Origin of the sequence: Streptomyces sp. IBSNAI002 (assembly GCF_052244475.1) — a bacterium.
GTDB lineage: Bacteria > Actinomycetota > Actinomycetes > Streptomycetales > Streptomycetaceae > Streptomyces.
In genome coordinates this window covers 345,454-357,751 of sequence record NZ_JBQPXG010000002.1, presented here as the reverse complement: position 1 = coordinate 357,751, position 12,298 = coordinate 345,454, and the positions used below count along the sequence as shown (strand labels likewise).

The following is a 12,298-nucleotide window of genomic DNA, read 5'->3' as shown; positions in this document are numbered from 1 at the left end:
GAGCCGGAGCCGCAGATCCCGGAGGTGCGGCCATGGCCGTCCGCAGCCCGCTCAGCCGCCGACGCGTCCTCGAGGCGGCGCTCCGCGTGGTGGACGAGGAGGGGCTCGACGGCCTGAGCATGCGCCGGGTGGCCACCGAACTCGGCGTGGAGACGATGGCCCTCTACCGGTACACGCCCAGCAAGAACGACCTGCTGGACGGCCTCGTCGAGAGCCTGTTCATCGAGCTGGAGCAGGCGCTGGACAGCGCCGCGTCCGCCGCGAACGCCTCCGCCGACCCGCGGCACGAGGCCGTGCCTCCCTGGCGCGAGGCGCTCCTGGGCATCGCGCGGGCGATGTACCGGGTGGCCCTCGCCCATCCGCACGTCATACCGCTGGTGGCCGTACGGCCCTTCACGGTCCCCATGGCCCGCAGGCCGGCGGCGGTGCTGCGGGCCCACGAGCGCCTGCTCGCCCTGCTGGGCACGGCAGGGCTGGACGAGGGGACCACGCTCCGGATGTACCGGGCGTTCATCTCCTGGGTGCTCGGGTACATCGTCGTCGAGCTGCGCGAGGTCGTGGACAACCCCGACGAATCCGATCCGGCCTTCCGGCTCGGTCTGCACCGTCTCCCGGTCAAGGACTTCCCGCTGCTCCGGTCGCTGGGCCCGGCCCTGGCCGTCCGCGGCGGGGAGGAGCAGCTCGCCGCCGGCCTCGACGCGCTCCTCGGCCGCTACCTGCCCGACCGCTGACGACCTGACAGCGCGAGGCTACTCGGCGGCCGGCGTGCCGGGCTGGTCGTGGGTGGCGCAGTGGATCCCGCCACCGCCGGTGGCGATGGTGTCGATCTTGACGGGCACGATGTCCCGCTTGGGGAAGTGCTCCTGCAGGATCCCCCGCGCGCGGTCGTCACCCTTCTTGTCGCCGAACTGGGGCATGAACACCGAGTCGTTGGCGATGTAGAAGTTGGCGTAGGTGGACAGGAAGTCGTCGCTGTAGCCGGTGATCCGGTCGGGGTCGGGCTGCGGAAGGTCGATGACCTCGAAGCCGCGGCCGCGCGCGTCGGTCGCCTTGCTCAGCACCGACTTCGCCTGGTCGGACGAGCGCGACCAGGAATCGGCGGGGGTTCCGGGGAACGCCCGGTCCAGGAGGATCACCCCGGGCGCGGTGAACCGTACGAGGCTGTCGACGTGCGCGTCGGTGATGTCCTCGCCGCGCACCCCGGCCAGCCAGATCACCTTCTCCACGCCCAGGAGCGTCTTGAGCTCGGCCTCGATCTGGTCGCGGCTCTTGCCCGGGTTGCGGTTGCCGTTGACGATCGAGCTCTCGGTGATCAGCAGGGTCCCCTCGCCGTCGGTCTCGAAGGAGCCGCCTTCGGAGACCAGCGGGGCCTGGACGCGGGGGATCGCGTACTTCGGCAGCAGGGTGCGTCCGACCAGGGCGTCGTTCCCGTGCTCCTGCTTGTTGCCCCAGCCGTTGAAGTTGAAGTCGACCCCGACGGCCTTCCCGGACTGCTCCACGAACACGGGGACGGTGTCGCGGGCCCACAGGTCGTCCACGGCCAGCGGGATCACCTCCACCTGCGAGCCGCACGCACGCTGGGCCGCGGCCTGCTGGTCCGGCCTGGCCATCACGACGACGTACTCGTACTCCGCGATGGCCCGTGCCACTCGGGCGATGTCCTCCCGTACGTAGGGCAGGTCCTGCTCCCAGACCGATGCCAGCGCGGGCCACGACATGAACGTGCGGGCGTGGCTCTCCCACTCGGCCCCCAGCCGCCGGTCGGCGTCCGTACGGGCGACCGGGCGGGCGGAGGCGGACGAGGCGGACCGGCCGGAGCTGCCGGGTCCGCACGCGGAGGCGCCGAGGGCGAGCGCGCCGAATCCGGCGAATGCGCGCAGGGCCGTGCGCCGGGAGGGCTGGAGTTCGGACATGGGGGTCTCCGATCTTGGGCTTGCGGGACCAGGGATCCGGCGGCGATGACCGTCAGGTGGCGAGGCGTGGATCGCGGCGCGAGCCCGATGTGACCAGGATGCGCGCACTGCCCCGTGAATCGCTGGTACCGCGACGGCGGGTACGGCCTTCGTGGCGCCACCCTGACACTGACTGAAAATTTAGTCAAACCGTGGGTTCGCGGTGCTCGCGATGACGGTGTCCGCCGCACCCACCCCTCGACGACCCGTCCCTCACCGGCCATGAACCGCCACACCAGGCCGTGTCCCAGTGCGATCAGACCGATCAGCATCAGCGCCTCGGCCTGGATGGACGACCTCGTTCCGTCGGCCCCGCGCGAGAGGTTGTGCTCCGCTTCGTTTGCGACAATGGCACCCAGCGAAGTGGGAAGGGGAGGGGCGCCGTGAACCAGTCGGCCCGCGGGCCGTGGCCCGGGGACCGTGCCACGGACGGTCGCGCCGAGCGCGGCCGCCAGTCCCGGGTGAAGATCGCCGAAGCCGTCCTGTCCCTGCTCGACGACGGGGAATCGAGCTTCCCCGCCGAGCGGGTCGCCGAGCGCGCGGGTGTGTCGCGGCGCCTGGTGTTCCACCACTTCGCCGACATGTCCGAACTGGTGGAGACGGCCATCACCCGCCGCCTGGAGCAGCTGATCGAGCAGATCAGGCCGCTTCCGACCGCCGGTCCGCGCGACACCCGGGTGGCGGCCCTGACGGAACAGCGGGCCCGGATCCTGGAGTGGATCACGCCGGCCCAGCTGACCCTGATGCGCCTGGAAGCTCCGACGGGCCGTGTCGCCGAGGTCACCCGGGAGGTGCTGGACCTCGCCAGGGCGCGACTGGCCGAGATCTTCGCGGAGGAACTGGAACGCCTGCCCGCCGCACGCCGGGCCGAAGTGCTCCACGGGCTGGACGCGGTCACGACCTGGGGCGCCTGGTACCACTGGCGCAGCAGTGGCCTCAGCGCCGAAGCGGCAGCCGACACGATGGCGACGGCCGTACACGCCCTCCTCGCCACCACCGACCAGCCCCGCTCCGGCGCCTAGGGTCTGTCGTCAAACTCCCGTCTGCCCCGCGACGCGAGTTTGACGACAGGCCCTAGCAGCCGGCTCGGCACGGCGGGTTCTCGTGCGCCAGCCGGCCGTGCAGGGCCGGGCCGCCGACGGTCACCAGGACGAACAGGAACCCGGCAGTGATCAGGGCCGGTTCGGAGAACCACAGGCCCGCGAGCCGGTCGACGAACAGGGCCACGGCCACCAGCAGCACCTTCGCCGTCACCAGAGCGAAGAACAGGCCGCGGTCGACCGGAGGCCGTCCGGTGCGGGTGAGGCGTCGGCCGACGAGGCGCACGGCCACGCTGACGCAGAGCACGACCACGAGGACGCGCAGTGCGTGTTCCCACGCGGGCGTGTCCCCACCGAAGGCCCAGACGCCGCCCACGGCCGCCCCCGCGGCGGCGTAGGCCGGCATGTGACGCGCCGGCGGGGCCGACGGCGTACGTGTTCCGGTTCGGCTCGGCCGGGAGGAGGCAAGGGTGCTGTGGATGGACATCTCTTGCCTTTCGTTACGGAAGGTAGGGAGTCGTTAGGAAATTGGACAAAACAACTTGCACTCCGAGTGTCATATGTTTGGGGCGGGTCGTCAAGCCCCGGCTCCGGCCCCCTGCGGCAATGACCCTCCGGGTACGCCAGGTACCGTGACGCATTTCGGCGAACGATCACACGGGAGACGCCGGTATGAACGCACACCCATCGCACTCCGGAGCAGAGGGAACTGACGGACCGTCGGTCCGGATCGGCGCCCTCGTTCCCCTGACCCGGCCCGGCTGGGTCGAGGCGGGCCGGCACCTGCTCGCCGGCCTCGAACTGGCCGCTCGCGAGGTCAACGACGCCGGCGGGATCGGCGGAAGGCCGCTCGAGCTGGTGGTCCGGGACACCGCGGCCGATCCGCGGCGGGCCGAGGCGGCCGTGGACGAGCTGGCCGGTCTGGGCGTGGCCGCGCTGGCGGGGGAGTACCACAGTGTCGTAGCCCGCTCCGCCGCCGCCCGGGCCGACGCCCTCGGCCTGCCGTTCCTCTGCTCCTCGGCAGTGCTGGACGCACTCACCGAACAGCCGACGGAGTGGGTCGCGCGCCTCGCCCCGGCGCAGTCCCACGGCTGGCGGATCTACGCGGACCACCTCCTCGGCGCGGGCCACAGCCACATCGCCGTCGCAGCCCAGCCGAGCGTCTACTGGTCATCCGGAGCCCGCATCCTGCGCGACCACCTCGCCCCACGCGGCGGCGCGCTCGTCGAACTCGACGCGAGCACGCTCACCCCGGCGGCGCTGTGCGACGAACTCGCGGGCCATGGCGCCACGGCCCTCCTCCTGCTGGTCGGCCACCCGGAGCCGGCCGTGCCGATCGTCAGGGCCGTCCGCCGCGACCAGCGCCTCGCCGGCATCACGATCGGCGCTCCGGCCGGACAGCCGGAGTTCGCCGAATGGGCGGCGCTGCTGGGCGAGGACGGCGCCGCGGTCCCGTTCCTGCGCTACCTGCCCGAGCACCTCGGCCCGCTCGGCGCACGCGTCGCGGCGGCCCTGCGCGAGCGGCTGGCCGAAGCGCCCTCCTTCGTCGCCTTCGAGGGCTACGACACGATCGCCGTCCTCGCCGAACTGCTGCGCGTGCACGGCACGGACCGGGCGCGCCTCGCGGGATCCTGGCCGCGGGTCGCCGTCGAAGGCACCCGAGGGCCGATCCGGTTCTCCCGCACGCCGGGCATCGGCGTCCGGCAGTGGGCCTGGCCGCCGGTGCAGGTCGTCGACCGGGACCCGGCCGACCCCGGCCGCTTCCGGATCCTTCACACCGGCTGACGCGAAGACACACCGCGCGCCCTGGGCTGGGCCCCGGCCCGGGCCAGGGTCCGGTGCCGGGCCGGGGCCAGCGCCAGGGCGACCAGGCTCAGTCCGAACATGACCACCCCCAGGGGGACATGGAGCGCCGGCTGGTGCGCTATGCCCAACACCACTTGAACCGAGGCCAGGACGAGGAACCCGGTCGCGTACAGGACGGGGCGCGGCGAGCCGCCGCCCGGCCGCCAGGCCAGGACCGCGGCGAGCACGTACAGCATGGACGCCCCGTACATCACGCGCGATCCGACGTCGTGCAGCAGCCCGCCGTACGGCGTGGCCAGCAGCAGTCCGGCCGTGACCGCCTGGAAGAGGAGGGTCAGGGTTTGCAGGGCGATCGCGACGTACAGGAACGTGAATCTGCCCGGTGCTGTGGTCGTTCGCAGGGCCATGATGTCTGCCTCTGTTCTGCCTCGCGGCGGTGGATCGGTGGGGTCCTGCCCATCCGACGACGCAGGCCCGCGAAATGTCAGGCGAACACCGACCTCACAGCCCGGTCCCGTGTTTCGTCGAAAGAGCGAGACCGACAGCGACAGCGACACCGAGACCGACAGCGCACGAGGAGAACCAGGCAGTGGCCACGAGCATGAACACCCCGTCAGACCCGGGACACGACCCGTCCGAGCCGGACCTGAGCGCGGTCGTCGCCGAGCGGCGGCAGCTGATCAATCTGGCCTACCGGCTGCTCGGCTCGCTCGCCGAGGCCGAGGACGCCGTCCAGGAGACCTACACCCGCTGGTACGCGATGTCCCGGCAGCAGCAGGAGGCCATCGCCTCGCCCGGCGCCTGGCTGACGACCGTCGCCGGCCGCGTCTGCCTGGACGTGCTCGGCTCGGCACGGGTCCGGCGCGAGCGCTACGTCGGCGCGTGGATCCCCGAACCGCTGCCCGACCGTACGGAGTGGATCAGCGGGCGGGCCGGCGGAGCCGGGGCCAGGCCGGCCGACCCCGCCGACCAGGTCACCCTCGACGAGTCGGTCAACATGGCCTTCCTCGTCGTACTGGAGTCGATGACACCGGCCGAGCGCGTGGCGTTCATCCTCCACGACGTCTTCCGCTACCCCTTCACCGAGGTCGCCGAGATCGTCGGCCGGACCCCCGCGGCCTGCCGCCAGCTGGCGTCCTCGGCCCGCCGGCGCGTCGGCTCCGCCCGCACACCGGCCGCCCCGGCAGCCCGGCACGCCGGTCTCGTACGGAACCTGAAGGAGGCCTGGGAGTCCAAGGACGTCGAGGCCCTCGTCGGCATCCTCGACCCCGACGCCCTGATGACCGCCGACGGCGGCGGCATGGTCGGCACCGTGCTGCGCCCGGTCGAAGGCGGCAGGAACATCGCCCAGTACCTGATCCACATCGCCGACAAGGCCCCCGGGCTGACGCTCGTGGAAAGGACGGTCAACGGCCGCCCGGGGCTCGTCGCCCAGCACAACGGCGCCCCCGCGACCGTCGCCGCCTTCGACATCCACGACGGCCGCATCACCCACATCTGGGCGATCCGCAACCCGGAGAAGCTCCGAGCCTGGACCGAGGACCTCCCGCTCTGACCCGTCGCGTCAGTCCAGCCACGCTCCGTCGCGCATGATGACCCGGCCCCGCAGCTCGGCCTCGCCCCGCCAGGCGCGTACGGTCTTCGGGGCCACGCAGATGTACAGACAGGGCCGGTCCTCCGTCCGCGGGTCCCGCCCGAACGTGGCGGCGAACGCGTCCGCCGCGTCCCGGGGCACGTCCTGGTCGTCGAAGCGCTGCGCCTCGCCCTGCAGGAGCAGCACGTCGAACGTGTCCGGCAGGGCGAGGCGCACCCGCGGTTCCTGGAGGACGTTTCCGCGCGGTCGCCGAGGTCGAGCCGGTGCACATCCACACCGCGCGACCATCCCACGCGAACCACAACGGCACCTGGTGCGGCCCCCCGCTCCGGCAGGCCGGTGGGCGGACGGTGCTCAGCCGTGGGCTCCGGCCGCGGGTACGGGGTCGCGCCACATGGGCCAGAGGGTCGGACCGCCCTCCGGGAGCGGGAGCTCCCCGGTGACCCGGAAGCCCAGCCCTTCGTAGAAGGCGATGTTGGAGACCTTGCTGGACTCCAGATAGGCGGGCTGTCCGAGCCGGTCGCAGCCGGCCAGCTGCTGGCGCAGCAGGGCCGAACCGACTCCCGTCCCCTGGAGCCCCGGGTCCGTTCCGACGGACGGCAGGTACCAGTGCGGTGTGTCCGGATGGGCCTCGTGCAGGGCGTTCTGGACCCCGGCGGCCCGTTGCAACCCGCCGACGCCGAAGATGCGGGCGTAGCGGGGGAGCACCGCCAGCTCCCGGACCGCGGAGGACTCCCAGCGCCCGGGCCCCGACCACAGCGCGGCCGCCAGCAGCCGACCGTCGCCGGTCGCGGCGACCCGTACGCCGCCCGCCCGCGGCCGCTGCTGCCCTTGGGCCAGCTTGAAGTAGCGGGCGATCCGGAGTTCCCGGTCGGTGGCGCCGGGGATCATCCACGCCATGACCGGGTCGTCGGCGAAGGCGCGGGCCAGGAGCGCGGCGATCGCCGCGGACTCGGCGGGCCGGGCGCACCGGATCCCGTACCCGGCCGACGGCAGCGCTGGACGTGTGCTCATGAGGCCACGGTAGGCAGCGGATCCGGCCCGCCCCTGCCGTGCGACGGCGGACACGCCGTACCGGTGTGGGCCACCCGGCCGCAGGCCGTCCGCGTCGCCGCGTTCGTTCGAACAGGTGGTTCGGTGTGCCGGGACCGTCCGGCCGCGGTACGGGTATTGCATGACGCAGAGGCGGGATGACGCGGGTGACGGCACCGCCAGGGAGCGGTCACGCGGGCGGGGGCCCGTCTTCGCCGCGCTCGCGGGCACCCTGATCGGCGCCGTGGCCGGTCTCACCGGGAGCCTGCTCGGCTACCTCGAAGCCAAGGACACCCACCGCGGCGAGGCCGACGCACGACGGGCGGACATCCGGCGGACCGCGTACGTCGAGCTCGCGGCGAGCACCAGCAAGTACGTGCAGCAGGCCGCCCAGCTGTTGAACATCAGCTTCGACCGGGCCAGGACCCCGGAAGAGCGGCGGCGCCAGTTCGAGGACAAGTACGCACCGGCCAACACGGACGTCATCCGGTCCCTCACGACCGCGCGCCTCGTCGCGCCGGAGGACGCCAGGAGCGGCCTCGAGAAACTCGACGCCCTGTCCGCCCGCGTGGGTGAGATCGCGACCTCCTGGTACGGCAAGAGCCCCGAGGGCGTCGACGCGCGGAAGGTCGACGCGGAGTTCGAGGAGGCGGTCCGGCGTCAACTGGCCTCGCTGCAGGAGTTCATGGACAAGGCGGCAGAGCAGGCGCTGTGAGCTGTTGCGTCTCCGTGGTCCTCCGTCCGGAGCCTGGCCGTTCGGCTAACATCCAGCGGGCGAAGGGGGGTACCGGAGTGAGTCTGAGGCTGGCGGCGTACGCCGTGTGCATCGAGGACGGGCGCGTGCTGCTCGCCTGCCACGTCTCGTCGAAGGGCGAGGTCACGTGGACGCTTCCGGGCGGCCGGGTCGAGCAGGGGGAGGACCCGATCGACGCGGTGATCCGAGAGGTCGCCGAGGAGACCGGCTGCGACGGGGTGGTCGAACGGCTGCTGGGCGTGGATTCGAGGGTGATCCCCGCAGCCGAACGCACCGTCCCCGGCGGGCCTGACCACCAGAACGTCGGCGTCTTCTACCGGCTCCGCATCATCGGCGGCCCACTCCGGCCCGATCCGGACGATGAAATCGCCGAGTGCGTGTGGACCCGGATCCCCGATGTCGCAGGACTGCGCCGCTCATCGCTGGTCGACGTCGGCCTCGCCCTCGCGCAGGCCCTTCCGGCGACCGGCCACGTCGCTGCGGTCCCGGTCGGCGGCCTGATCCAGCACTGAGGCACGGAAGCCACCGAGGCCGTCAGCGGGTCAGTCGAAGGGCCAGACCGTCGAGGACCACCTCAAGGCCGTACGCGAACTTCGCGTCGCGGATCCCGCTGGGATTCACCGTGTCGGTGTCCGCGTCCGCGGCCGTGCCCGCGTGCTCGCCCGTCTGCTGCGAGGCGCGGACGAGCTGGGCGATGAACTCGGCCTCGGTCCGTCCGGAGCGGACGACAGTGGTCAGCCACGCCGACTCGGTCGTGGTCACGCCGATGACGTAGGAGTACACGACGTCGATCGCGCCGTGCGGCTCCGGGAAGCCGGCGGCGCTGAACAGGGCACCCAGCCGCTCGGAGATGGCCGTCAGATTGGGTCCCAGGTACGCGAGGCCCGCCTGGCCCAGTACCGCGCACATCCAGGGGTGGCGGAGGGCCGTCGCGCGGAAGGTGACGGCGAGCTGGGTGACGGCCGCGCGCCAGTCGGCGCTGTCGGCCGGAGAGCGGACGATCTCCGCGAGCACCTCGTCCACGGCGAGTTCCATCAGCTCGTCCTTGAGGGCGACATGACGGTAGAGGGAGGTCGCACCGGCGTTCAGCCGGGCTCCGAGCTTGCGCATGCTGAGCGCCTCGATGCCCTCCTCGTCGAGCATCGCGATCGTCTCGCGCACGATCACCGCACGGCTGAGTGCGGGCTGAGTCGGCGCCTCCTGGGGGCGCGCCCACACGGACGGGATGGACTGGGTGTTCGCCTTCGCTGCCATGATGTGGACCCCCTGTTGTGCGTACGTTGTGCGCGTCGAGCGTACGAGGCGCCCCCCTCCCGCACCCTGTACGCCCAACAGCGCCCTGTGGTCCTCAGGCGAAGCCAACTATCCGTACGACAGGGGGTAGTTGAGCTGTGGAGGCGGATGCGCGAAGCGACCCGGCCCGACCCCCGTGGCGGGCCGGGTTGCTCCGCGCACCCGCCGCGTCATCGCGACCGAGTGCCTGCCCGGAGGCATGCGCACACTGTACTCCAATCTGAGAACAGCGTACGCATCACGTCGTGGCGCGAGGTGCTCGCCCACCTCGCTCGGATGACAATGGGCGTAGTAGCGGAGCTTCGACTGCGAAACGAGGGAAGACAGTGGGCATCAACACCGACCTGACCGATGCGCAGAAGCGTGCGCTCAAGGAGAACTCGGACGACCTCGAGAAGGCGCAGAACCAACTGGACGAGGTGCGCAGAACGGCCCGTTCCCGGCTGGAGAGCGCGGGTCTGCCGGTGGGCATGGACACGCTCAACTGCCTGGCCTGCTTCGGGTGCGAGGGATGGTCCGAAGGCGATGACGGCACCTGCGCCCATTGCCCTCACGGCTTCTTCTCGCACAACGTGATCTAGCGGTCACCATGACGACGGAGTCGCCGGCGCAGACGGTGCAGCGCCTCTTCCCGCTGCTAGCCGAGGGCAGGAGCGCGGAGGCGGCGGCGTTGTTCGCCGACTCGGTGTCGTTCTCGATCCCGCACCCGCCGGGCATCCCGTGGGTACCGGAAGCCGATTCGGCCGAGGGCATGCGGACGTTCTTCGAGCTGCTGCGGACCCATGTGCGGGCCAGGGCCTTCGAGCTGCGCCAGGTCATCGCCGAGGGCGACGACGTGGTGCTCATCGGACACATGGTCTCCGAGGTGAAGAAGACGGGCCGGGACATCGACACCGCGTTCGCCCTGCACGCCACGGTCCGCGACGGGCGGACCACCCGCTACCACCTGTACGAGGACACCTACGCCGTCGCCAAGGCCTACTTCGGGGACTGAGCATTCGCGCGGGCGACCGGGCGACCGGGTGACCGTCCGACCGGAAGCGCCTTCCGCCCCCTGCGGTTATCGGGTAGTCAGGTAACCGGTGCATGATCGCAGGAGAGACGGAACCGGATGCGCGAGCGCGAGAACAACGAAACCGCCGAGGCCAAGGCAGCTCACCGGGCGCAGCGTGAGCGTTCCGGAGGAGGGCTGCCGCAGCAGCGGCTGCTGGCCATGCAAGGCGCGTCGGGGAACGCCGCCGTCGTGCAGCTCCTGCGCCGCTCCGGGCATCGCGGCGCCCGGCAGGAACACCGGCACGGCCCCGGCTGCGGTCACGATCAGCAGGAACGGGTCACCGTGCAGCGCTCCGCGGTCCACGACGTCCTGCGCAGCGGGGGTCGCCCCCTGGACGACACGACCCGCACGGACATGGAAGCCCGCCTCGGCGCCGACTTCTCGGACGTGCGCGTCCACGACGACGCTGCCGCGCGGGCGTCAGCCGCCGCGGTGGGCGCCCGCGCCTACACCTCCGGCAGTCATGTCGTCATCGGCGACGGTGGGGCGGACCGGCACACCCTCGCCCACGAGCTGACCCACGTCATCCAGCAGCGTCGCGGCCCGGTCGCCGGGACGGACAACGGCGACGGGCTGCGCGTATCGGACCCCTCGGACCGCTTCGAACGCGAAGCGGAGGCCACCGCGACGCGGGTGACCTCCGGGCCGCCGCCCCTCCACACCACGGCCCCCGCTCCGGCCGAGCGGCACGCGATGCCCGCCTCGCCGCCCGAGGCGGTCCAGCGAACGGTCACGATGAAAGGCGCGCAGGTGGACGACCCCGCCCGCCTGATCCAGGAGAGCGACCTGGACCACCTCCTCGAACCCACCGGCCGGCGCGTACTGGCGTACCTCAAGGATTCGAGAGCCAACGCCGCGCTGGAGGTGAACGATCCCGAGGAGCTCCTCATCGAGGTCGGCCGGATCGCCGCGATGATCGACCTGGTCCACTCCATCAACACCAGAGGAATCCTGGGCCGCAGGACTCTCGTCGACCAGGGCATCGCCCACACCGGCTCGAACGACCGCGGTGACAGCACCGCACTGGCCGTGAACGTCCTCGACACGAGAGGGGCGCAGAACCCGGACCTCGCCCGGATCCAGGAGGTCGTGACGAAGTCGCTGACGGAGCCCAACAACGGCAGCTTCAGCGTCGCCATGGAACGCCCCCAGGACGACGACGTGATCCTGGACGAGATGGCCGGAGACCTCGACGCCATCACCCTGCCCGAGGCGGACCTCGCCGGCATCCGCAAGGCGGCGCAGGGCGACGAGAGCCTGGCCCGGATTCTGACGTCGGCCATGAAGCGCGAACGGCTCTCCGACGATCAGGGCGCGACGGTGGCCCAGTACGTTTCGCTGCTCCAGGAGCGGACGCAGAACACGGCCATGGCGATCGTCAACAGGCCCGGTCCCGATGTCGCGACGCTCTCGCCCGGCGTGACCTCGTACGAGTCCGACGTACCCTCCGACAGGATCCGGCCGGGCGAGGGCGGCTTCACCTCGCTGGTGCTTCCCGCGTGGTTCGAACCGTACGGCCTGCTGCTGATGATGCAGGAATGGCCGGAGGGGGTCGCCCTGCGGTTCGCCGGCACCAAGGCGATCACCGCCCACTACCGGGCCAAGGGCACCGACTGGCCCGTCACGGTCGAGGCACCGGACTACGGCGCCGAGATCCAGAGCCAGCTACAGCAGTTCAAGGTGATCGCCACGCACATCCTCAAGATCTCCAGTCTGTGAGCCACCCGGCCGCGAACGCCGCTGTCCCGCGCATGGTCGGGGGATCCGGGGGAA

General features: G+C 71.8%; 15 protein-coding genes. 9 read left to right on the top strand and 6 right to left on the bottom strand.

All coding sequences use genetic code 11. The features are described from left to right. The first annotated feature begins 32 nt into the window (after window positions 1-32). Window positions 33-731, top strand: a complete 699-nt coding sequence (locus tag ACTVZO_RS01980) for a TetR/AcrR family transcriptional regulator (protein ID WP_443296646.1) — start codon at window positions 33-35, stop codon at window positions 729-731. A gap of 18 nt (window positions 732-749) precedes the next feature. Here ACTVZO_RS01980 and ACTVZO_RS01975 read toward each other — a convergent pair whose 3' ends face one another. Further along, the gene (locus tag ACTVZO_RS01975; protein ID WP_443296645.1) at window positions 750-1,913 is read right to left on the bottom strand and encodes an agmatine deiminase family protein; all 1,164 of its coding nucleotides are present in this window, start codon (window positions 1,911-1,913) and stop codon (window positions 750-752) included. Window positions 1,914-2,335: 422 nt separating this feature from the next. Between ACTVZO_RS01975 and ACTVZO_RS01970 the strand changes: the two genes are divergently transcribed. Beyond that, the gene (locus ACTVZO_RS01970) at window positions 2,336-2,974 is read left to right on the top strand and encodes a TetR/AcrR family transcriptional regulator (RefSeq protein WP_443296644.1); all 639 of its coding nucleotides are present in this window, start codon (window positions 2,336-2,338) and stop codon (window positions 2,972-2,974) included. A gap of 52 nt (window positions 2,975-3,026) precedes the next feature. Here the strand turns inward: ACTVZO_RS01970 and ACTVZO_RS01965 are convergent, their stop codons facing one another. Continuing rightward, the gene (locus ACTVZO_RS01965; protein ID WP_443296643.1) at window positions 3,027-3,398 is read right to left on the bottom strand and encodes a hypothetical protein; all 372 of its coding nucleotides are present in this window, start codon (window positions 3,396-3,398) and stop codon (window positions 3,027-3,029) included. A 266-nt stretch (window positions 3,399-3,664) separates the two neighbouring features. Between ACTVZO_RS01965 and ACTVZO_RS01960 the strand changes: the two genes are divergently transcribed. Continuing rightward, on the top strand, window positions 3,665-4,777 hold the full coding sequence (locus tag ACTVZO_RS01960) for an ABC transporter substrate-binding protein (RefSeq protein ID WP_443296642.1): 1,113 nt from the start codon (window positions 3,665-3,667) through the stop codon (window positions 4,775-4,777). Here the strand turns inward: ACTVZO_RS01960 and ACTVZO_RS01955 are convergent. Then, on the bottom strand, window positions 4,765-5,205 hold the full coding sequence (locus tag ACTVZO_RS01955; protein ID WP_443296641.1) for a hypothetical protein: 441 nt from the start codon (window positions 5,203-5,205) through the stop codon (window positions 4,765-4,767). The two genes, ACTVZO_RS01960 and ACTVZO_RS01955, sit on opposite strands and share 13 nt — an antisense overlap. 194 nt (window positions 5,206-5,399) lie before the next feature. On the opposite strand from ACTVZO_RS01955, the gene sigJ reads away from it, so the two are divergent. After that, window positions 5,400-6,353, top strand: coding sequence for an RNA polymerase sigma factor SigJ (gene sigJ, locus ACTVZO_RS01950; protein ID WP_443303020.1), 954 nt, complete (start codon window positions 5,400-5,402; stop codon window positions 6,351-6,353). A gap of 9 nt (window positions 6,354-6,362) precedes the next feature. Here the strand turns inward: sigJ and ACTVZO_RS01945 are convergent, their stop codons facing one another. Together ACTVZO_RS01945 and ACTVZO_RS01940 are read right to left on the bottom strand one after the other, a co-directional pair. Further along, window positions 6,363-6,608: a hypothetical protein gene (locus ACTVZO_RS01945; RefSeq protein WP_443296640.1), complete on the bottom strand. Its 246-nt coding sequence runs from the start codon at window positions 6,606-6,608 to the stop codon at window positions 6,363-6,365. Between the two features lie 138 nt (window positions 6,609-6,746). Next, a complete protein-coding gene (locus ACTVZO_RS01940) occupies window positions 6,747-7,406 on the bottom strand; it encodes a GNAT family N-acetyltransferase (RefSeq protein ID WP_443296639.1) in 660 nt (219 codons plus the stop codon). A gap of 160 nt (window positions 7,407-7,566) precedes the next feature. Here ACTVZO_RS01940 and ACTVZO_RS01935 point away from each other — a divergent pair, with 160 nt between their 5' ends. Together ACTVZO_RS01935 and ACTVZO_RS01930 are read left to right on the top strand one after the other, a co-directional pair. Beyond that, complete coding sequence (locus ACTVZO_RS01935) at window positions 7,567-8,139, top strand: hypothetical protein (protein WP_443296638.1); 573 nt, start codon at window positions 7,567-7,569, stop codon at window positions 8,137-8,139. 77 nt (window positions 8,140-8,216) lie between these two features. Next, on the top strand, window positions 8,217-8,690 hold the full coding sequence (locus ACTVZO_RS01930; protein WP_443296637.1) for an NUDIX hydrolase: 474 nt from the start codon (window positions 8,217-8,219) through the stop codon (window positions 8,688-8,690). 22 nt (window positions 8,691-8,712) lie between these two features. Here ACTVZO_RS01930 and ACTVZO_RS01925 read toward each other — a convergent pair whose 3' ends face one another. Further along, window positions 8,713-9,432 (bottom strand): TetR/AcrR family transcriptional regulator, encoded by a 720-nt coding sequence (locus tag ACTVZO_RS01925; RefSeq protein WP_443296636.1) that lies wholly within the window; start codon window positions 9,430-9,432, stop codon window positions 8,713-8,715. 365 nt (window positions 9,433-9,797) lie between these two features. Between ACTVZO_RS01925 and ACTVZO_RS01920 the strand changes: the two genes are divergently transcribed. The 3 genes from ACTVZO_RS01920 to ACTVZO_RS01910 all read left to right on the top strand — a co-directional run bounded on the left by ACTVZO_RS01920 (window position 9,798) and on the right by ACTVZO_RS01910 (window position 12,244). Beyond that, complete coding sequence (locus ACTVZO_RS01920; RefSeq protein ID WP_443296635.1) at window positions 9,798-10,052, top strand: hypothetical protein; 255 nt, start codon at window positions 9,798-9,800, stop codon at window positions 10,050-10,052. An 8-nt stretch (window positions 10,053-10,060) separates the two neighbouring features. Beyond that, a complete protein-coding gene (locus tag ACTVZO_RS01915; protein WP_443296634.1) occupies window positions 10,061-10,465 on the top strand; it encodes a nuclear transport factor 2 family protein in 405 nt (134 codons plus the stop codon). A 117-nt stretch (window positions 10,466-10,582) separates the two neighbouring features. Next, window positions 10,583-12,244: an eCIS core domain-containing protein gene (locus tag ACTVZO_RS01910; RefSeq protein WP_443296633.1), complete on the top strand. Its 1,662-nt coding sequence runs from the start codon at window positions 10,583-10,585 to the stop codon at window positions 12,242-12,244. Window positions 12,245-12,298 lie beyond the last annotated feature (54 nt).